Origin of the sequence: Seonamhaeicola sp., from assembly GCF_028281565.1 — a bacterium.
Lineage (GTDB): Bacteria > Bacteroidota > Bacteroidia > Flavobacteriales > Flavobacteriaceae > Seonamhaeicola.
This window is the reverse complement of the sequence record NZ_JANQJQ010000030.1, coordinates 1-21,068: the sequence shown is the minus strand read 5'-3', so window position 1 is coordinate 21,068 and position 21,068 is coordinate 1. Positions and strand designations below refer to the sequence as shown.

General features: G+C 39.5%; 14 protein-coding genes. 3 read left to right on the top strand and 11 right to left on the bottom strand.

The window, feature by feature from the left end; translation table 11 throughout:
• The first annotated feature begins 104 nt into the window (after positions 1–104).
• The gene (locus Q0983_RS13410) at positions 105–2,582 is read left to right on the top strand and encodes an outer membrane beta-barrel family protein (RefSeq protein WP_299554147.1); all 2,478 of its coding nucleotides are present in this window, start codon (positions 105–107) and stop codon (positions 2,580–2,582) included.
• A 765-nt stretch (positions 2,583–3,347) separates the two neighbouring features.
• Here the strand turns inward: Q0983_RS13410 and Q0983_RS13405 are convergent.
• From Q0983_RS13405 to Q0983_RS13380, 6 genes are read right to left on the bottom strand one after another with little or no spacing between them, the layout of a single operon-like run.
• Entirely contained in the window at positions 3,348–6,200 is a 2,853-nt protein-coding gene (locus Q0983_RS13405; protein WP_299554144.1) for a DUF5060 domain-containing protein, read from the bottom strand.
• Between the two features lie 27 nt (positions 6,201–6,227).
• Positions 6,228–7,253 carry a Gfo/Idh/MocA family oxidoreductase gene (locus Q0983_RS13400; protein WP_299554140.1) on the bottom strand — a complete coding sequence of 342 codons (1,026 nt, stop codon included), beginning with the start codon at positions 7,251–7,253 and terminating at the stop codon, positions 6,228–6,230.
• Entirely contained in the window at positions 7,243–8,508 is a 1,266-nt protein-coding gene (locus Q0983_RS13395; RefSeq protein ID WP_299554137.1) for an MFS transporter, read from the bottom strand. The genes Q0983_RS13400 and Q0983_RS13395 overlap by 11 nt, the downstream gene beginning before the upstream one ends.
• A gap of 2 nt (positions 8,509–8,510) precedes the next feature.
• Positions 8,511–9,911, bottom strand: coding sequence for a four-carbon acid sugar kinase family protein (locus Q0983_RS13390; RefSeq protein WP_299554134.1), 1,401 nt, complete (start codon positions 9,909–9,911; stop codon positions 8,511–8,513).
• The gene (locus Q0983_RS13385) at positions 9,911–10,546 is read right to left on the bottom strand and encodes a cyclase family protein (protein ID WP_299554132.1); all 636 of its coding nucleotides are present in this window, start codon (positions 10,544–10,546) and stop codon (positions 9,911–9,913) included. The genes Q0983_RS13390 and Q0983_RS13385 overlap by 1 nt, the downstream gene beginning before the upstream one ends.
• Positions 10,547–10,552: 6 nt before the next feature.
• Positions 10,553–11,602, bottom strand: coding sequence for a tartrate dehydrogenase (locus Q0983_RS13380; RefSeq protein WP_299554129.1), 1,050 nt, complete (start codon positions 11,600–11,602; stop codon positions 10,553–10,555).
• Between the two features lie 193 nt (positions 11,603–11,795).
• On the opposite strand from Q0983_RS13380, the gene Q0983_RS13375 reads away from it, so the two are divergent.
• Both Q0983_RS13375 and Q0983_RS13370 read left to right on the top strand, forming a co-directional pair.
• Complete coding sequence (locus tag Q0983_RS13375; RefSeq protein WP_299554127.1) at positions 11,796–12,818, top strand: LacI family DNA-binding transcriptional regulator; 1,023 nt, start codon at positions 11,796–11,798, stop codon at positions 12,816–12,818.
• 108 nt (positions 12,819–12,926) lie between these two features.
• Positions 12,927–15,290, top strand: a complete 2,364-nt coding sequence (locus Q0983_RS13370; RefSeq protein ID WP_299554124.1) for a glycoside hydrolase family 3 N-terminal domain-containing protein — start codon at positions 12,927–12,929, stop codon at positions 15,288–15,290.
• Between the two features lie 18 nt (positions 15,291–15,308).
• On the opposite strand, the gene Q0983_RS13365 is transcribed toward Q0983_RS13370, so the two are convergent.
• The 5 genes from Q0983_RS13365 to Q0983_RS13345 all read right to left on the bottom strand — a co-directional run.
• The gene (locus Q0983_RS13365) at positions 15,309–16,154 is read right to left on the bottom strand and encodes an SDR family oxidoreductase (RefSeq protein ID WP_299554121.1); all 846 of its coding nucleotides are present in this window, start codon (positions 16,152–16,154) and stop codon (positions 15,309–15,311) included.
• 54 nt (positions 16,155–16,208) lie between these two features.
• A complete protein-coding gene (locus Q0983_RS13360; protein WP_299554119.1) occupies positions 16,209–18,074 on the bottom strand; it encodes a sulfatase-like hydrolase/transferase in 1,866 nt (621 codons plus the stop codon).
• A gap of 225 nt (positions 18,075–18,299) precedes the next feature.
• Positions 18,300–19,943, bottom strand: a complete 1,644-nt coding sequence (glgP, locus tag Q0983_RS13355) for an alpha-glucan family phosphorylase (RefSeq protein WP_299554116.1) — start codon at positions 19,941–19,943, stop codon at positions 18,300–18,302.
• A 237-nt stretch (positions 19,944–20,180) separates the two neighbouring features.
• Positions 20,181–20,471, bottom strand: a complete 291-nt coding sequence (locus Q0983_RS13350) for a DUF2188 domain-containing protein (protein WP_299554113.1) — start codon at positions 20,469–20,471, stop codon at positions 20,181–20,183.
• Between the two features lie 125 nt (positions 20,472–20,596).
• The coding region (locus tag Q0983_RS13345) for a phytanoyl-CoA dioxygenase family protein (protein ID WP_299554110.1) at positions 20,597–21,068 on the bottom strand (472 nt) is incomplete at its 5' end.

Sequence of the window (21,068 nt, the reverse complement as noted above, 5' to 3'; positions counted from 1 at the left end):
GACGGCTAAATTATTATTTCCCCTTATTAATTAAATGTTAAAATTTGTTATTAGATATTAAAAAACTAAAAAAACAAGGTAATTTTTGCATATAGTTTAAGCCAATGGTGAAATTAATTAAGCCTATAGGGTTTATCTTTAATAACAAGTTACAGCAATTATATTTGCACCGTTACATGCTTAATATGACCTTTTTCCCAATTAAAACATTAAAATACCATTCATTATGGTCGTTTTTTTTCCTGCTTTTTAGTCTTGCATCCTTTAGTCAAAATAAAAGTACAAGCATTACGGGTAAAATTGTTGAATCTTCAAATAATCAACCGGTTGCTTTTGCCACGGTGTTGGTGGTTGATGCCGGCACTAAAAAAAACCTAACCGGAACTACCACCATTGATGACGGTACGTTTAGGCTGAAAACCGAAGCATCTGACTTTTATATAGAAGTTAGTTTTATAGGGTTTAAAACCAAAATGATAACCGATTTCAAAGTAACCAAAGGAAAAGTTGACTTAGGCAACATAATTATTGAAGAAGATCTGGAGCAACTCAGCGAAGTAGTTGTAGAGGCAGAGATATCCAAAACCGAGTTCAAGTTAGACAAGCGCATCTTCAACATTGGAAAAGATCTGAGCAGTACCGGCGCCAGTGCTTTAGAGGTTTTAAACAATGTGCCTTCCGTAAATGTTAATATTGAAGGCGATATCAGCCTTCGCGGCAGCCAGGGTGTACAAATACTTATCAATGGGAAACCCTCAGTCATTGCCAGCGATAGCGGCAATGCTCTAGGAACTATTACGGCAGACATGATGGAACGTGTTGAAGTGATCACAAATCCATCAGCAAAGTATGATGCCGAAGGCACATCGGGTATCATCAATATTGTTCTTAAAAAAGAAGAACGTAAAGGCCTTAACGGATCGGCAAGTATAAACGTAGGAGATCCAACCAATCACAGCTTTGGCTTAAGTTTAAACAGGCGTACCGAAAAGTTCAATTTGTTTAGCCAGTTAGGTGTCGGTTATCGAAAATTACCAAATGACCGAAGGACTATTAACAGAGACCTTGTCAACAATACTACTTTAGAATCCGAAGGCACAGAATACCGAAATGAAAAATATTACAATATCATTTTGGGGACTGATTATCATATCAATGAAAACAATGTATTAACGCTGTCTGGAAATTTTGCCTATGAGGTCGAAGAACAACCTTCCGGAACCAGTTTTGATCTTTTTGACGGCTCTGAAAGATCCCTTTGGAAAAGAACTGAGGAAACCGAAGCCACCAATCCCAAATATCAGTATGAATTGCAATACAAAAAGGATTTTGATGATCACGAAGACCACATGCTCCTTTTTAGTGCTTTGGGACGCTTTTTTGGTAAAGAACAATCCTCGGATTTTGATGATGTTACTTTAACCGGTCCTGATAGAGATGCTGAACAAAAAACACGCACTGATTTTAAGGAAGCCAACTATACATTCAAATTTGATTATACGAAGCCATACAATGATACATTCACCATTGAAACCGGGGCACAGTATGTTTTAAACAATGTAAGCAATGATTTTGAAGTACAGGATTTAATCGGTGGTGAATTTATTACTGACGTTAATCAAACCAATATTTTTGAATTCGACCAAAACGTTTTGGGCCTTTACGGTACTGCGGCTTATGAAGGTGATAAATGGGGCATCAAAATAGGCTTGCGTTTGGAAAACACAGACCTTGAAACTTTGCTTACAAACACAAACGAAAGTAATGACCAAAACTATTCTAACTTATTCCCCAGTTTTCATTCTTCTTATAAGTTTAGTGACGCCTATTCTTTGCAGATTGGTTATTCCCGACGTGTTTACAGGCCACGACTATGGGATCTGAATCCGTTTTTCAATATTAGAAACAACTTTAATATTAGAACCGGAAACCCTGAATTACGTCCGGAATTCACTGATTCGTACGAACTGACCAATATTTACAACTTAGGTAAAGCCTCTATGAATTTTGGTATTTACTACAGATATACAACAGATGCGATTGAAAGACGGATCTCAACGTTTGAAAACAACGTAAACACTTTTAAACCTTTAAACATTGGGACAACAGATGCCATTGGTGTAGAATTTAATGGTAAATACCCGGTTGCCAAATGGCTTATTTTTAATGGTGACTTAAACTATAACTATTTTAATCGCAAAGGCGATTTTGAAGGAACATCCATTGATTTTAATGCGGATCAATGGACCGGTAAGCTAACCAGTAAAATTGAGCTTCCGGCTGAAGTTGATTTTGAGATCACCGGAAACTACCAATCAGGAACCAAAACAGTCCAGGGAAAAATCGCCGAAAACCTGTTTGCCGATTTAGGGTTGCGAAAAAAGATCATCAAAGGAAAAGGGGTGCTCAATTTTAGTGTTAGAGATATTTTTGCCTCCAGAATTGAAAAGTCTGAAACCATACAAGAGAATTTCTACTTGTTCAACCGAAGCCAAAGAGGCCGGTTTATAACCTTTGGTTTTAGCTATGGCTTTGGTAAAGGCGAAGCTATGGAATATTCAGGGCAAAGAAGGAGGCGTTAGAACCTACTCCTAATGTAGCCATTAATTCACAAAACCTGAATAACGAAGCTAAAAAAGGCTCGCAAAGGCGCAAAAGCGGCAAAGCTTTCTTGAAATTTTAATGTAAACTTTAATTTCATTTGGGTACCCTAAGTCCTAATTGCCAAGAATTCTAAAATAAAGACACATCCCTTACTCCCCTCTCACCAGAGCTACCTGTGCCCACAGGTATATTGGATTAATTTAACCCTCCTAATCCCGATTTCCATCCGGATCTGCCTCCCTTAAAAATAAGGGAGGAGCCGGCTATTCCGGTATTATTGTTCTTAACGGTTCAAACCATCCTTTCCTTGACTCTCCCCTTAAATTTAAGGAGAGAATGAATTTCGATTTTCTCAAAATCGGAAGAAAGAGGGGTTTTATCCCAATTATTTTGGCAAATTGAGAAGACGTTGGAAACTGCTCCTTTAAGGTAGCCACTAATTCACGAATGCTTTTGTTTATCATTGATTGCCGAAGCAAGATGCAAGAACAAAGAACAAAGAACAAAGGCCTTTGTCTTTCGAGAAGCTCCATAGTGCAGCGAAACATCACTTTAGTAAAACTCATAATCTTACGCGTAAATCTGAAATAAGAAACTTAGAAAGCCTAACCGATCACTTTTTGCAAACAAACATTTGTGTATTCGTGGCTTTTTGGAGTTTAAAACAATTTTATTCCCAACAAAGAAGAAGGCGTTAAATCATGACAACTTAACACCTTCTAACTAACTAATTAAAAATATACTTATTCAGGTATATAACTCTTATCCTTAACCAGCATCCACTTATCTAACTCAAAGCCATCTTCACGCATGGAGAAAGAAATGATATACTCATCAGCTTTATCAAAGGTTAAGGTTATGGTTTGCGGGTAACCACAGTGATTTTCCGGTACACGTTGCGCTGAAGACCAGGTCCATTGGTGTTTGCCTTTGCAAAGTTGAATTCTTTGTCCGCTTTCCGGCCATTCACCATCCACACCAACGTGTAAACCATTATCTTCCGGTCCGGTAGAAAACGCTCTTACCCAAACATAATAAGTTCCCGGCCTGTTGATTTTCACCTTATAAGACACCATACCTCCTATTCCCGGAATCGGAAAGAAATTCTCTCCTACTATTAACTTGTCATCATGTGTTTTTCTGGTATCGGGCATGGCTTCAATATAAGCTTCACCACTAGCGCCTTTGGTATGGTCATCGTGTTTGGTAAAAGGAAACTTCCCTCCTTTTTTATGAACATAGAATTTTCTGGGACTTCCGTTATTTGAATTGTAATGAAACCCTTCGCCTTCAACGGCCAGTAATCCGTCCTTCTCTTCAAAAGCTTCAGCATCCTTCAGCTCGTCATTTAAGTTGAAAACAACAGGTGTTAAACTTAAAGACTTCCATCTGCCTCGGGACCAGGCCGTTTCATCGTTCTCAGGGATCCTGCCATTTGTTAAGGCCTTAGATGCTATTTTAATAGTATCATTAGTCTCTAAATACAGCTTTCCAATAGCTAAACTTGTATTTTTAAAAGATTCCGGAACATGAGGGTTTTTAACAAACTTCATTTTTTGTTTGTTAACTGTGATCAGGTAAGTTGATTCTCCGTCATTCTCAGCCACTGTATTTAAAACACCTGAATAATAACCGGTATTTCCTTTAAAAACCGTATAAGCACTTGCCAGTTTATCGCGTTGGTCTTTTTTACCGGCATTAATGGCGAACGTGCCTCGTTTTTCCTCCTTGTAATAAACAGCTTCTGAAGTTTTATCAATTTCAAAATCACTAATAGCATTCAATGTAATACCATTGTTAGAAGCAACAACTGCTTTCTTTTTGGATCTATTTTGAATTAAGGCCACCCAATCCCCTTCTGATGACGGCGGAGTTCCAATGGACACTTCACTTCCTCCTTTTATAGTTTTTACACTTCCGTACTGTAAAGCACCTCCGGTTCTTGGGTTATACCACTTTACAGAATATTTGGCTTTGCTTCCCGCCAAGTCGAGTTTGGTTTCCTCCACTTTAGGAAGATAAACCGCATATATAGAACCTTCTTTGGCGAATACATAATCATGGTTGTTTACGGTTAAAGCATCGTTGGACCTCATGGTTTCAAACGGTAGATAATTATTGAAGAACTCCAATGCATAGCGTGTTTGGTCCCAAACATTATTACGTGATCTCCAATCTTCACAGGTTAGATCGTGGTGTGCATATTTATATCCGAAATACCATTCAACACCGGCGCCTCCTGCCATTAAATTACCCCAAAGGACATCCGCTCTGATGTCGTTGTGTTCCGGGTCATCAGTATCCGGTTTGGCTCCTGTACTGGCCGGACCAATCTCATCCTGACATACGACCCATTGTCTGCCAAAATTAGCCGACTCATTAATCCAATTCACGGTAATGTCATGGACGTCATGTGGATGATGGGTCTGCATGGAAGGCCCATCTAAATATTCATAGCCCAACAATGGTGTCAGGAATAAATCCTGAGCCTGGGTGTTGGCATGGGTATGTAATGCCACAAAGTTTTGATACGGATCGTGTGTTTTGATGTACTTAGCCATGGCTTTTCTGTCCTTATCGGTTTGCCCTTTAGGCGTCCAGTGCAACGGTCCGTTTTCTTCCCCTAAATTCCAAGTAATGGCCAAGTGATGCGCAAAACGTGCGATCAATTCCCTGTAATATAGTTTACGCTGCGTTTTAGTTTCCCCAATATCCAACAATAATTCATTTTCGGTTTCCTGGGTTACTATATGCAACATCAAGCCCAAATCATCCATATGATCAAAAACCACTTCCCATTGATCCAGTTTACTACAGTCAAAGCGGTAACGCTCGTGTCGGTTTGTCCAGGGCCAAACATCCTTGCCATCTCCCTGCACATTCATGGTTAAGAAATAAACCGAATTCATCCCTTTAGAAGCCAAATAATTCAGAGCGCCTATGATATTTTTACCTTTACCGTTTTGCCAGGTTGGATTACCTTCTTTCCAGTCACCGGCATGGGCCTCATATTTATGCGATGCAGGGGTCTGATCAAACTCATAGTATCCTAAGAAGCTCTCCGGACTGTCGGCACCACCTTTTAAGAACGCTTCTTTGGTATCGGCATATCTTAAATAACGGTCCCCAGTATATTTTAATCTTCCTTTGGTTCTAAAACGTGAACCACCGGCATCACCTTCAGAAACCGTAAAACTGCCTTTGGTTCCGTTAAAGGCTACAGCTTCTCCGGCGTGGATATCATCACTTACAGCTATATTCTCCCCTTTTCTAAAGGACACTTCATAACTCCACTCACCTACGGCATCAGGCATAAATCTAACCTTCCAAATAGCTCCTGATTTAGCACCGGTTTCGGCTGCATTTCCATCAGCAGCAAAAAAACCGGGAACAGTCATGGTCTTTCCTTTATGCTTGAACATCACATTCAAACGGTAGTTCAAAAATGGATTGGTCTCGTCGCTTTCGCTAAGCGCCTCACCTTCGAAACTTAGGGTTACTTTGTGCCATTTTTTTAATTCGCCTTCAATTTTTTGCGCATTCACACTATGAATAGTAAGAAGCATAATTCCCAATAAAACGGATAGTTTTTGCATGTTTATGACTTAGTTTAGTTGATGTTTTTATAAAATAACCGGCGCATTGATTTCTGCAGATTTATAAACTGCTTCCTGTACCTTAAGTGTTTTCAGGTAGTTTTCTCCATTGGTTTCAAAAGGGTCTCCGGAAATAAGTTTATCAATAAAATCTCTTTGAAAGATGTAGCAGCAATCCCCTGCAAACCCCACATCATTATGAGTGTATTCATGTTTTTTCTCTGCTTCACCCAAATTTTGTACTGTTATAGTTCCGTCAGAATACAAACGAATAGAACCTTTGGAACCATCGATCAAATATTCTCCGAATGTGTATCTGGATTTTTTAAAATTATTCTCGTTATAACGATTGGCATCCCAAATAGCATGTGAATTATTCTCGAAATTCAGAACCACTAATCCGGAATCTTCACCTTTTATTACCGGGTTTAATCGTTTTAAAATGGCATAAACGCTGGTCACTTCACCGGCATGATAACGGAAGGTGTCAATAAAATGAACCCCGGTTTCATAAATGAGAAGCTTTTTATAATCCCTAAAGTATGGCTGTCTTGCTAAATAAGCGTCCGCTCCCCAGCCATCGCCCATTCTGGATCTGAAATTAAGGCTAAACAAATCGCCTATATCGTTATTATTGATGATGTTCTTTATCTCCCTATGCCAAGGCTGAAATCTAAAGTTTTCATGTACGACGAAGCGTACATTTTTAGCGGACACGTAATCCACTATCTTTTTGGATTCCTCGTATGTCGGTGCCAAGGGCTTTTGACAAATAATATGAACCCCATGATCTGCAGCGAACTTACACATCTCAAAATGTGTTTCCGGCGGGGTGATAATGTCTACAAAATCCGGTTTTTCAGTTAAGATCATTTCCTTATAATCGGTGTAATGATTCTTTACGCCATAGGGCTCCATAATCCCCTTAGCCCGTTCTATATTTGAATTACAGAGCGCGGTGATTTCAACTTCAGGAATACGGGTCCAGGCTTCATATTGAAACTTACTAAAATAACCCGCGCCTATGGCAACACCTTTTAATTTAGTTTGCATCGTTTAATTTTTTATTCGGATTCATAAAGGACCAGCAAAATATAGCCACCACACCTAAAGCGGCTGCCACATAAAAGAACGGTTCATTGGAACCTGTCCATTCCTGTAAATAAGGAAAAGCCAAAGCCGTAGTAAAAGAACCTAAATTACCTGCCATATTCATCATTCCGGAGACTTTTCCGGAGTTCTCTTCGCCTATATCCATACAAAATGACCACGATGGACTTAAAGTCATATCCGCTCCAAAAATAGCTACCGATAAACACAATACGGCCCCTAAAGCAGTATCCATATGTAAACTGGCAAGAATACCTATAACCACTAAAATAAAGCCAATGGTTGCCGGTAATTGCCTGGATCGTTTCCACTTACCTTTTCTGTAAATACTATCTACCATAAAACCGGACACCCAGTTTCCTACCGCACCAGCCAATAAAGGCAACATGGCATAAAAACCAGTAGCCACCAAACTGAGCTCGTACTTTGCTTTTATATAAGGAAATAACCAGGTTAACATAAAGAAGAAAATGAAATTACTTCCAATATATTGTACCATAGCCAGAATGACGTTTTTGGAAGTCAACACCGTTTTTAAGGGCAAATCACCTCCTTTTTTCTCAACTTCCTGTTGCCTGTTCTTTACAATAAATTCCTTTTCGGCGTCTGAAAGCCCTTTATGCTCCTCCGGTTTGTTTCTGAAAATTACAAAAAACCAAACGGCGCATATAATCCCTATAGCTCCAAAGAAGTAAAATATATTACGCCAACCCCAGGCATCGATCAAATACGCTACAAGTGGTAATGCAAAAGCAGCCCCCAACCTGGAACCTGAAAAGTTAATGCCCTGAAAAACCCCCCGTTCCTTTGTTGGTACCCAGGAAAATGCCGCTCTGGATATGTTGGGAAAAGCCCCGGCTTCACCCGCTCCAAATATGAACCTAAAGAAAAGCATGGATATATAATTCCATGCGGCCCCAGTTAACGCTGTGAAAATGGACCACAACACCATGATTGAGGTCATTACTTTTCTAACACCGTACTTATCGCCTAAAGTCCCTCCCGGAACCTGAAACAAGGCATAACCTAACGCAAAAGCACTTAACACCCATCCCATTTGAATATCTGTAAGCGTCAAATCGGCAGCAATGGAGTCTTTTGCGGAAGAGATACAAACCCTATCAATATATAATAACAGAGTAATTAAAAAGGATCCTGCAAAGAACCAATATCGTTTTGATGGTACACGTGAAGTCATATTTAGTTTAGTTTAGTTATTACTTGTTTTAGGGTTTCAGTTGTACCCACATTGCCCGGAAAAACAACATAAGGCAAATTAGGAAACTTGGTTTCTTCACCCATTTTCCATACGGGAATTCCGGGTTGAATTTGCCCGATGACCTCAGAGCGTTTCATTTCCAATCCCTTTACTGCCAGATCATGCGAGGTAATGCCGCCTTTAGCAATCAGGTATTTGGGCCTTACACACAAACCATTAATAATACTCACCAAAGCATTTGATATGGTAGATGCAAGGTTAATAGTTGACGAAACATCCGTACCGGTTATAAGCTTTCTACTTGTAAACACGATGGTATCCTTACCGGTTTTTAGATTTGCACCTATTTGGATGATAATGGCATTTAAATACACGTCGGAATTATTACCTAAAACCTGTTCTACATCAACTTCAAGTGTGGTGGTGGTATTAAATAATTTTAATGCTTCCTGAAGTTGCTCCGAGGATTTTTTCACATAAGACCCTACAACAGTTAAACCACCATGACTCGTTTTATAACTTTGAATATCTTCAATATTTAATAACCCTTTTGGTTTTAAACCTATATAGGATGGCACAAATGAACTGGAGGTCCTGTAAATGATCTGTTTACCAAGCTTTTCGGCTTGTAATAAGGCATGCGTTACTTTGTCCAGATCAGCATAATTCAGGCTATTGAAAATACAATAGCTGTTGGCCGGTATTTTGAGGATTTGCTCAGAAAGTGTTTCTATACTTTTTTCTCTGATCGCATTCAAACCGAACGAGTAAACTTCAGAGGATTTGATACGTCCTCCAGATTTTTCTTCTATATAACCCTTAAGGTCAGACGTTGTATATTTAAACGAATGATCCTGCGCAAAGGGTGTTTCACTAACGGGTGTTAATGTTTCATCATCTTTAATATAATGTGTATCGTTTACAGTCACGCGCTTCCCTTCAAACATTACGGGAATAAAGACTGTGATTGCTTCGTTCAGATGCAATGCATCTTTAAGTGTTTGAGGTTCTAAAGGAAAATGACCGCGCAACGTAGAATCGCTTCTGCTTATAATGGTGATGTCCTTTTTCGCTAATCTTGAAGCTTCTAAAATGTTCTCTCCAATACCTTTATACGTCTTTGCGGTTTCCTCAGCACTTAAACTCCTGGAATTTGTCAATAGAAAACATACTGAAGACTGTTTTAATTCAGCTACCAAAGTATCCACATCCCAGCGGGTCAATAGCGGAATATCATAGACCGTTTGATTGCCTGTGGGGTCATCGTCAACCACAATGCAGGCCTTGTTCATATTAGTAAAAAGGCTTCTGTTAAGCGTTCTGTAATCTAAATGCTCCTCTTTGGGTAACTCTGCTAATATGTTTGACAACGACACTTGCATTAATACTTTTCAATGGCAATCACTCTTGCCGGTGAACCGTCACCTTCTCCTATCTTTAAAGGTAAAGCAATGAGCTCGACACAATTGGATGTTAGTTTATCTAAATTGGTAAGTCCTTCAATGATCACCACACTTTGTAACAAAATTTGGTGGATTTTAGTAACCTCCTCCATATTATTGACATCAGCCACCGAAGGTGGTTCCACCCCGATCATCTTCACCTTATTGTCAACACACCAATGGGCTAAAGCCTCACTAATCCTGGGTAATTCATCCCTGTATTTTGGCTCATATACATATTCAGACCAATTGGTCCAAAACACCAAACTATCCCCTGCATCGAATTGTTCTTTAATACTATCCGGAATGTCCGAGGGATTTATCAATCCTTTAGATCCTATATGACGTACATCAATCACCCACGCCTTTCCAACAAAGTCTGAAACAGGCATTTGATCTATGGTTTCGTCTTTTACATTAAAATGAACGGGAGCATCCATATGGGTGCCACAATGCGAATAAAACGTCAGTGTACTGGCATTCCATCCATCATTTTCAACGGTTTTACTGGTTTCTTTTGAAAAACCGGTTAAATCGTCAGTATAAGTTACCGTAAGATCAACAATGTTGCTCATTAGTTTCTAAAGATTTTTAATCACCGCATCTGCTACATCCGATGTGCTGGCACTTCCTCCTAAATCAACCGTTAACACACCTTCAGACGTACTTTTATCAATGGCTTCCATAATATTGTTGGCAGCTTCCACTTCACCAATATGTTCTAACATAATAGCCGCCGACCAAATTTGTCCGTAAGGATTGGCAATGTTTTTACCGGCAATATCCGGAGCAGACCCATGAATAGGCTCAAACATGGATGGAAATTCTTTTTCAGGATTAATGTTTCCACTACCTCCTAAACCTAAACTTCCCATCACAGCACCACCTAAATCACTCAAAATATCACCAAAAAGGTTTGTAGTTAAAACTACATCAAAAATTTCCGGCTTTAAAACAAACATAGCCGTAGAGTTATCAATATACATTTGTTCATGTTGCACATCGGGATACTCCTGAGCCACTTCTTTAATTACCCTGTCCCAATAAGTCAAACTATTGATCAAAGTATTTGACTTAGTAATATGAGTTACTTTTTTACGTCTTGTTCTGGCCAATTTAAACGCATAATGTGCTACGCGCTCAATACCCTTTCTTGTAAAAACACTGGTATCCGTTCCCATACCATTGGCTTCATCGGGAAGATACTGACCACCCATTTGCACAAACTCACCTTCTGTGTTTTCCCTGACAATTACAAAATCAATGTGCTTTTCCGAACGTAACGGACGGGTTACTCCGGGATAGGTCCTAACCGGTCTGTAATTCACATATTGATTAAAACTTGTGCGTACTTTAAAGGTATAGTCCTTAGCAGGTAAGGTGTCATCTACTTCAGGTAAACCAACCGAACCGAAGTAAACGGCATCAAAGTTTTTAAGTGTCTCCAGGCCGCCTTCCGGCATGAATTCCTGATTTTTAATGTAATACCCGGCTCCCCAATCAAAAGATTCCGTTTCAATTGAAAAACCGTGTTTCTCTGCCACAGCATTAATAACCCTTAAGCCTTCCGGTACTATTTCGTTTCCTATACCGTCTCCCGGCACTACTGCAATGTTATAATTCTTGCTCATTTAAATAAATATTCACTTAATTTATTTGCGCAATATTTTGCACAAAACTCATTGTTTTAATAATTTAGGTAACAAATATAGTTCAAAATATCAAAAAACAGTACTAAAATATAAAAATTTGCAAATTTAATTGTGCAATATTTTGCACAAATCAACTTAAATATTTAATTTTGAGGCGCATTAAATTCACGACTTGAAAAAGAAAGCTACATTACAGGATATTGCAAATGCCTTGGGTATATCACCTTCTACGGCATCCAGAGCCCTTCAAAATAACCCGAGAATAAGTGAATCTGTTAGGAAAAAGGTTTTGGAGCTTGCTAATGAGCTTAATTATTTCAGTAATAAATACCCTGAAACCGTACTGCCAAAGAAACTGAATGCCATTGGCGTGATCGTTCCAAAGATCAGTTATCATTTATATGCCATGGCCATCAGTGGTATTGAAAAAGTGGCAGAAGAAAACGGGATGCATTTGATTATTTGTCAATCTGATGAATCTTATGAACGCGAAAAAAGTTTAACTAAAGAACTTCTCGATATTGGTGTATCCGGATTAATAGTGTCATTAGCCGGGGAAACCAAACAATTCGATCATTTTCTGGAACTTAAAAAGAAACACGTTCCTCTGGTTTTTTTCAATAGGCAATGCGATGAAGTGGATACAGACAAGGTGGTTATTGATAATTTCAAGGCGTCCTATGATGCTACGGAACATCTTATCTCTATCGGCTGCAAACGTATAGCCTACATAGGCGGTCCTAAAATACTCCAAATAAGTAACACGCGCCTGATGGGTTACAAACAAGCCTTAACTGATGCCCACATTGAGATTGATGACAAACAAATTGAATATTGTAACTTCACTAAAGAGAGTAATTTAAGTGCTGCCAGAAAACTTTTGTATTCTCCGGATCCTCCCGATGGCATTATTGCGTTTAGTGATCAGGTAGCCATTGCTGCTATGTTAGCGGCCAAGGAAAGAGGATTGAACATTCCAGAAGACCTTGCTATTATTGGCTTTAATAATGAACCTGTTGATGAACTTTTAGAACCGTCTTTAACCAGCATTGACCAACCGGCTTATGAAATGGGATATGAATCGGCTCAATTAATATTCGACAGCATTAAAAATCAATCCAAAATGCATTCACAAAAAGTCTTAAAATCCGAGTTGGTTATCCGGAACTCTACCAATAAAAACAAGCCCAAGTAAATTGGCTTAGGCACATTAAACGTTTGTCTCCTTATAAAATACATTTGTTATAATATAAACAGGAAATAGGCTGTATTTTTACTTTGATTTAATAATCTTATTTCAATTATGACAAGAGCGTTCTTTATACTATTTCTAATACTCCTTACGGCTTGTTCCTCCGAACACAGCAAGCCGATAAAATTAAATACACCGGCATTTTCAAATGAACTGATCAATAAAAAGGTAGATTCCATAATAAGTCAAATGACACTTGATGAGAAGTTGGTCCAAATTGAAGGGATCCGTCCTATGGAAGTAATGAAAAACGGCAAGTTTTCAATAGAAAAAGCCAGAGAAGTCATTCCGCATGGTATTGGACATTTTTGCCAGTTTTCATCGTCATTAACCAAAAGTCCGAATGAGTTACGAGACTTTGTTCGAGATATCCAAAACTACCTTATTACGGAAACCAGAACTAAAATTCCGGCTATTTTTCATGAAGAAGCTATTACAGGGTTCGCTACTCAAGGTGCCACCACGTATCCACAACAAATTGGTATGGGTTGTACCTGGAACCCCGGCCTTATTGAAGCCTGTTCCAATACCACAAGGATTAACATGCGTTCTGCCGGTGCCACATTTGCCTTATCGCCTATGCTGGACATCAGCAGATCCGTCCATTGGAACCGTATTGAAGAAAGTTACGGTGAAGATGCCTATTTAACAGCTCGTTTAGGGGTTGCCTTTGTAAACGGTTTACAAGGTGATGACTTTAAAACAGGCGTAGCCGCCACCACAAAACATTTTGCCGGTTATGGCACTCAAAATAACGACCCCAAGGAATTATACGAAGAATACATTATGCCCCATGAGGCCGTCATGAAACTGGCAGGCTCCAAAAGTGTGATGCCTTCTTATGGCAAATACAAAGGAAAAGCGGTTGCCATAAGTGATGACATGCTCACCAAAATTTTGCGTAATGATCTGGACTACGATGGCCTGGTGGTAAGTGATTACGGTGCTATCAACCTGGTTTATAAAGGCCATAAACAAGCCGAATCTCCAAAACATGCCGGTGTTTTATCTTTAAAAGCCGGCATGGACATTGAGCTATCCAAACCTATTGCCTTCCCGCATTTACCGGAAGCTTTGGAAGACGGTTTAATAACCATAGATGTTGTTGATGCTGCCGTTAAACGCTCATTAACCATGAAAGTGAAATTAGGCCTGTTAGATAAAGATCCACAAATTGGAACGGATGGTGACTTAAATTTTGACCCACCAAAGTTTCGTGAATTAGCTTATAAAGCGGCTAGTCAGTCTATTGTACTTTTAAAAAACAATGGTATTCTTCCGCTTAAAAAAGACATCAAAACAATTGGCCTTTTGGGGCCGAACGGTTCTACCGTCCATTGCCTTTTAGGGGATTACACCTATCAATCCATGATCTCATTCTGGTGGAGCACCCCCTTTGACCCCAATAATCCAAAATTGGTAAGTCTTCATGAAGGCTTAAAAAACAAACTTAGTAATGATGTTGAGATTCTACAGGAACGCGGCTGTGACTGGAGTGCGCCGCTTGAATCTAAAGTTACAGCTGATGGTTTAGGGGATGATCGTTTAAGTAAAGTAAAAATGATTGCCATAGAAGGCTTACCCCAACCTGATTTGAACAGGGCATTAGAGATAGCTAATGAAAGTGATGTAATTATTGCTGCTGTTGGAGAAAATATATACCTCTGTGGTGAAGGCAGGGAACGTAAAGGGATCAGATTACCAGGAGAACAAGAGGCTTTTGTTCAACAATTAGTCAATACGGGGAAACCCGTTGTTTTAGTACTTTTTGGTGGTCGCCAACAATTGGTAAATAAGTTTGAAGATACATGTGCGGCCATTGTACAGGCTTGGTTTCCGGGTGAAGAAGGCGGGAATGCCTTAGCTGATGTTTTAGTAGGAAATGTGAACCCTTCCGGAAAATTATGTGTCACCTATCCGGCTACGGAAAGTAAAACGGAAACCAATTATAAAAACGGTTATACCGATGCAGATGTGCAGTATCCTTTTGGTTATGGTTTGTCATACACCAGCTTTGAATACAGTAATTTGGAAGCTCCTGCTTCTATCAATATACATGACGATCGGTTTACTATCGCTTTAAATGTTAAGAATACCGGACAACTTGATGGTGACGAGATCGTGCAGCTATATGTATCGCCTAAAGATCCAAATTCTACTATGAAACCCAATCAACTTAAAGGGTTCCAACGAGTGTCTTTAAAGGCAGGAGACACAAAAACCATTACTTTTAAGGTAGCGCCGGAGCAACTGGTTCAATACAAAAATGACCAATGGATCGTGGAACCTGGGAATTATGAGTTTAAAATCGGGGCTTCATCCACGGATATCCGTCTGAGCAAAACCATCGAAATAAAAGGTGATTATAAAATACTTGAGAACGGCAGAAGCGTGTTCTTTTCACTAAATAAATAAAGGCACTATACCTTGATATTATAGCCTCTTACGGGTCTCTATATTTCTTACTCTTAAGACATTTCTTCTTTCCTCAATAAATAAGTCGCTGTTCTCTATGGCCGCTTCAATATTTTTGTCATCGGCTTGAAAATACCTACCTGCCAGGGCATCGGCTCTTCCGCTAATGAAAGTGTCTATTAATTTTACGGTATCTTCAATTTTAGACATAGCACCATACTTCATAGTTTCTTCAAGGTATGGCATATATTTTCTACCAACTTCTGACGTTACCAGGATTTCAGTGCGTTCATTTCTGATGAACCCGGGGTTAAATGCAAAAACTTTTATGCCCAGGCCTTCCTTTTCCAGTTCTATATTAACGGTTTCGGAAAATTTAACGACGGCTGATTTAGCTGCTCCGTAGGCAGAACCATAAGGTTTGGGGTCCTGCACACCACCACCGCCTAAATTAAGAATGTAGCCTGCATTTCTTTCTTTCATTAAGTTGATAGCGATACGCGTCCCTAAAAAAGCAGTATAAAGATTTAAGGACACTTCGGTCCACCAGTTTTTGGGTTCTAATTCCCAGGTGGGCCCAATGGCATTATGATTGTTAACACCAACATTGTTGATCCAAACATCAATGATTTCCAGTTCCTCAATTATGCTTTGTCCTGCCTCCCGGACCTCTTTTTCATTAGACATATCAGCAACCTGATAAGAAGCGCTACCTCCATTTGATTGGATTTCCTTAACTAAGGCTTCTAATTTTTCCTTATTGCGACCCAGGCAGACCATATGATGTCCAATCTCAGCGAGCCCTTTAGCTGTTAAACTGCCCACACCACCGGTGGCTCCTGTAATTACTATATTTTGTTGCATAGTGCTTATTTCTTAAAATGTTGAAGAAGATGGTCTCGTCTTCTAATCGGGTATTTAATTTATCGTTGGTATAAGCTCCTTCGGAATATCCAACTTCTTATCGTCTGCTCCACCCGCAAAATTGCTGATGTTATAACTGTTGGGGAGTGACCAGTCACATTCGACTCTACCATCACCTAAAACGATATTTCCGAGTTTTTCCCTGAACCAATCCGCCAACGCTCTGTAATCCCTATGGTCTGCTACATTGTTCTTCTCTAAAGGATCTACCCGTAAATCGTATAAGGCCATATCTGCTTTTGGTCGGTCGCAAGTCAATGCCCAACGCACATCCTTATTCTGGTTCGGACTTCTTACATCGTCCCACATGTCTCTGCTACGCATGGAGAAAGCAAAATCGAGGTTTCTCATATAGGCACGATGGCCGTTCACTACATTGATCTCCCCCAATGCATAATCTCGTTCCGGGGCTTTGCCTGCCACAACATCCTGTAAATTGTAACCGTCAAGATAGGCATATTTTTCCTTGGAAATATCAACACCACCCGCAGCTAACAGAGTTGGTACAAAATCTACATACTCGGTAATGTCCGTTACCACCTTGTCCGCCGGAAATTTTGTTTTGTCCGAAGTTACTACAATGATCGCATCATGCACCGATTGTTTCCAGGGGCCGAATTTTGCCATCACGCCTTGCTCATTCAGGTGCCATCCGTGGTCACCTACCGTATAAACAATCAAATATTCCTCGTTTCTGTCTTCACAATATTTTTTAAAGACCTCCACAGCGTCTCCTATCAAAGCATCACCATAGGCACAAAAGGCATAATAATCTCTTATCGCCTGAAGTTTTTCTTCTTCTGTAAGCTGATCCGATTTACATTCATTGTAATGAATGACCAATTGTGGTGGGAAGTTGGACAATTCTTCGGTACTGAATTCCGGGATCTTATATTTTTTCTTTTTGAAAATATCCCGGTATGCTTTCGGTGGTATTACCGGTGTATGCGGCCATGTAAATCCCAGATTGACGAATATTGGTTTGTTGGTGTTAGCCCCTTCAACCTGTCTTCCGGAAATGGTTTTATAGGATCTGTCCGTATTTGCCAAATAACGTTTCATTTCCTTTACAATCAAACCGTCTATAGTCTTTCCGGCAGGTTGGGGGTTTTCGCCTCCAATGATAAGCGTATTGTGAGGCCTTGTATAGATCCTTAGAATATCAAAGTCTTTATCTACCTTTTCATGCATTTTTCTGTCGGCTTCCGGAACCCCATTGATAATATCATTGGTGATATATTTATGTATAGTACCATCTGGGTAAACAGCTGTTTCCTTTCTGTCTATTAACTTAAAGATGCCATCCGGAAATTCCACCGTCGCGCCACTTGTAAAGATATCACCATGGCCTTTGTTTTGCAGATCCGCTTTAAAATGCACCACCAAATCAAACATAGCATTGGGCTTATCTTTTTTTCTGTCCCTGTTCTTGTAAACTGCCCAATGTGTTTTACCAAAGGCTGCAGTTCCATACCCTTCTTCTCTTAAAATTTGGGACACCAAGGGTTTAGATACATCGGCTTCCTGATGTGAAAAGAATTTATAGTGCCCCGAGCGGAACGGATACCTTCCCATATGCATGGAAGCTCGTGATATGGCACACATAGGCGAGTTATTATAGGCATTGACAAACATGGTGCCTTCTTCAGCCAGTTTGTCTATGTTAGGTGACATGACATACCCCAGGTAGCTTTCGCTTTTCCCGGTAGTAGCCCGGTTATAGCATTCCAGGGCATCGGCCCGTTGATCGTCGGTGATGACCCAAAGAATATTCGGTTGTTTTTCCTGAGCCTTTAATGCTATTGACATAAAACAGCCAATGCATAATACCAGTACAACTTTAATAATAGTTTGATCCATTTGGCACGTAATTTAGTTGATGACTAAAAATACGCAAACCAATAAACCAATTACATTTAAAGGACTATACTAAAGTTATACTATGACCATATGTTATGAGGAAGTTGTTTTTCAAGACAAAAATCAGCCAAGAAATTATCAGATAGCAAACAACAACAATACTCTTGTTAAAACCCTGCGTTCTAAACTATAAAAAGGGTAGCTTGCACTACCCTTTTATTTATGCTATCGGTATAGCTTTTTATAATATTCATCGGCCATTCTATGGCTTGAAAATTCAGGAAGAACCCCTTCTATACCATTAAATACAATGTTCTGCCACTTTTCCGGATGGTCATAATAGGTAGGAATGACCTCATTCTCTAATATATCGTAAAGGTTATTGGCGTCTATCCTATCTTGCTCCCAAACTTCCATATTATGATCTAAGGCCGGTAAAACAAAACAGTTTTCACCTGCTTTCGCAAATTCCGGGATCCATCCGTCATTTGTAGACACATTTACAGAGCCGTTCATAGCAGCCGTCATACCACTTGTACCGGATGCTTCACGTGTAATTCTCGGGGTATTTAACCAAACATCCGAACCTTCTTTTAATTGTCTGGACAAATCCATTTCATAACCTATCAACACGGCTAAATTAGGAGCCATTTTAGAATGATTAACTAAGTGGTTAAAAACGTCAATTGCGTAGTAATCTCTAGGATATGGCTTACCTGCCCAAATGATTTGTACCGGATACTTTTCATTGGAAATGAGCCTGTTAAACCGCTTCAGATCATGTAGCAAAAGGTCCGCTCTTTTATACCCTGCAAAACGCCTTGCCCAAACAAAGGTTATGACGTTTGGATCAAATATTTTTTCAGTTTGATTGAGTACTTCCTTGAAAAGTTCTTTTTTCAGCTTTTTCTTTCGTTTAAGATAGGCCTTGACATCCTTCTTTTTCCAGGCCTTTTCTACCGATTTATCCTGCCAGAAATTTTGGTTCTGGGCATTCGTAATGGGTATGACTTTACCAACACCATTATAGTCTTTCCACATACCGTTGGATACTTCGGCATGCAATTTTGAAACCCCATTGGTAGCTTTTGCCATACGCATGGCGGAAACGGTATAATTTACCATGCCTCCGTTTACCATTTCTTTAGCTAACTCTTCCTCGGAAAGTGTTTTGCCAAAAAACCCACACCGGTTTAAATGACGACCGTCACGCTCTTCATTTCCTGCCTTTTCAGGGGTATGTGTGGTAAATGCGAATTGTTCTTTCTTAACACCTTTATTGGCTAAATAATAAAATGCCGGTAAAGCATGGCCTTCATTCAAATGGTAAATGTCTGCGCCTCCCAGGGCTTCAACCACCTTGGCACCTCCTATACCTAAAACAATACTTTGTGACACCCTTGTTACTTCATTGGCGTCATATAAGTGATTCGTGATCGTTCTTGACAGATAGTCATTACTATCCAGATCTGTACTCAACAGATAAATTGGCACAGACCCAAAGATCTCGGGCTTAAGTACATAGGCTCTTACACGTACATTGGGGTTGTCATGCAGCTTGACGGAAACTTCAATACCCGTATCTTCTAAAAAATTATAAGTCTTCTCAATAAAATCCGTTCTTAGGGTTTGGTCTTCATTACGGGCCTGATCGTAGTAGCCATATTTCCAAAGCATGCCAATACCAATGACATTTTGCTTTAACTCATAAGCGGAGCGCATATGCGAACCTGCCAGAAACCCTAATCCGCCTGAATATATTTTAAGTGCCTGATGGATCCCGAATTCCATACTGAAATAAGCTACTTTTTCTTCGTATTGTTTTGCCGGTTTGTAGGGATGGTACCATGTGTTATAATTACTGTTCATTGTCTTTCTCTTTTTAAAAATAAAACTAAAATTAATAGCTTTTAAAATAAGGAAAGGTGATAAAGATCATGTTTACAAATAATAATGAAATTGTTAATATTTACAGTAAAAACTTAGTATATAGCTGGTTTTTAATTTGAAATAAAGATAATCTAATAAAGAATTAACAAAAGGAAATTATATGAGTTACTTTTCGGTACGTTTTTTACCAATGTTTGCCGGTTATGCAATATAAATCTAGTCTTCCTTATAACTAATGCGTTCCCGAATGCCACCATTGGCGCGATGAATAATGACATCGGCATCATAACGTTTGGCTAAGGTTTTTGCTTTTCGTATGGCCGTACTTTGTTTACGGTGTTTGGAAGTAATACGTTTATTTCCTTCCCTGCGAACGGCCCAACCTTCCTGATAAGGCACCACATGCTGGTGCCAGGTACGTTTACGGGTATTTCGATAACCAAGTGCTTTGAGCACTGCTTCCAGGAGTTCCAGTATGATATCTGTTAAGGTATTCTTTTTAGACATAACATTAATTGATTAGTCCGGTGCTTATTTTCTGATACAAAAATCAGCAAAGAAATCATCAGATGCAAACTCCCTCAGTATAATTATTGGTAAATCAATTGCTTAAAATTAGGGCCTAATAATGACTAATCAAAATCATTAATAGTTGGAATTTCATCTATAATGGTTTTAATTAGTTCCATATCCTTATCAAATAAGACCGGATAAAACGTTCCTGCCATTTTTTCATCCTGGGGAATGATTGGAAACCCCTGTAGATCCTCTGGCCTTTTAAGAGCATCCACATTGGACCTGGTACCATCTGCCATCACATTGAGAACCACGGCTCTTCGTTGCCGGTTGGAAGCATTGGTATAGGAACCATGCATACAAATAGGATGGTGAAAACTGGCATAGCCTTTTTTTAAGACATTGGCGAACTTATTATCCATGGCCTTGTTTTGTTCGGGTGTCAGTACTTTTCGAACCGCATCCATATCCCCGGTTAAACCCGTAATGGGTAACAATCCCCATTTATGGCTCCCGGGAACAAAGTACAAACAGCCATTGTCTTCACTGGCGTCATCCAGGCCCACCCAACAGGTTAAATGATTGTTT

Bases quoted from the DNA above. Each gene is read 5' to 3' on its own strand.
- Q0983_RS13410 (WP_299554147.1), top strand. From the start codon at position 105: ATGGTGAAATTAATTAAGCCTATAGGGTTTATCTTTAATAACAAGTTA.
- Q0983_RS13405 (WP_299554144.1), bottom strand. From the start codon at position 6,200: ATGCAAAAACTATCCGTTTTATTGGGAATTATGCTTCTTACTATTCAT.
- Q0983_RS13400 (WP_299554140.1), bottom strand. From the start codon at position 7,253: ATGCAAACTAAATTAAAAGGTGTTGCCATAGGCGCGGGTTATTTTAGT.
- Q0983_RS13395 (WP_299554137.1), bottom strand. From the start codon at position 8,508: ATGACTTCACGTGTACCATCAAAACGATATTGGTTCTTTGCAGGATCC.
- Q0983_RS13390 (WP_299554134.1), bottom strand. From the start codon at position 9,911: ATGCAAGTGTCGTTGTCAAACATATTAGCAGAGTTACCCAAAGAGGAG.
- Q0983_RS13385 (WP_299554132.1), bottom strand. From the start codon at position 10,546: ATGAGCAACATTGTTGATCTTACGGTAACTTATACTGACGATTTAACC.
- Q0983_RS13380 (WP_299554129.1), bottom strand. From the start codon at position 11,602: ATGAGCAAGAATTATAACATTGCAGTAGTGCCGGGAGACGGTATAGGA.
- Q0983_RS13370 (WP_299554124.1), top strand. From the start codon at position 12,927: ATGACAAGAGCGTTCTTTATACTATTTCTAATACTCCTTACGGCTTGT.
- Q0983_RS13365 (WP_299554121.1), bottom strand. From the start codon at position 16,154: ATGCAACAAAATATAGTAATTACAGGAGCCACCGGTGGTGTGGGCAGT.
- Q0983_RS13360 (WP_299554119.1), bottom strand. From the start codon at position 18,074: ATGGATCAAACTATTATTAAAGTTGTACTGGTATTATGCATTGGCTGT.
- glgP (WP_299554116.1), bottom strand. From the start codon at position 19,943: ATGAACAGTAATTATAACACATGGTACCATCCCTACAAACCGGCAAAA.
- Q0983_RS13350 (WP_299554113.1), bottom strand. From the start codon at position 20,471: ATGTCTAAAAAGAATACCTTAACAGATATCATACTGGAACTCCTGGAA.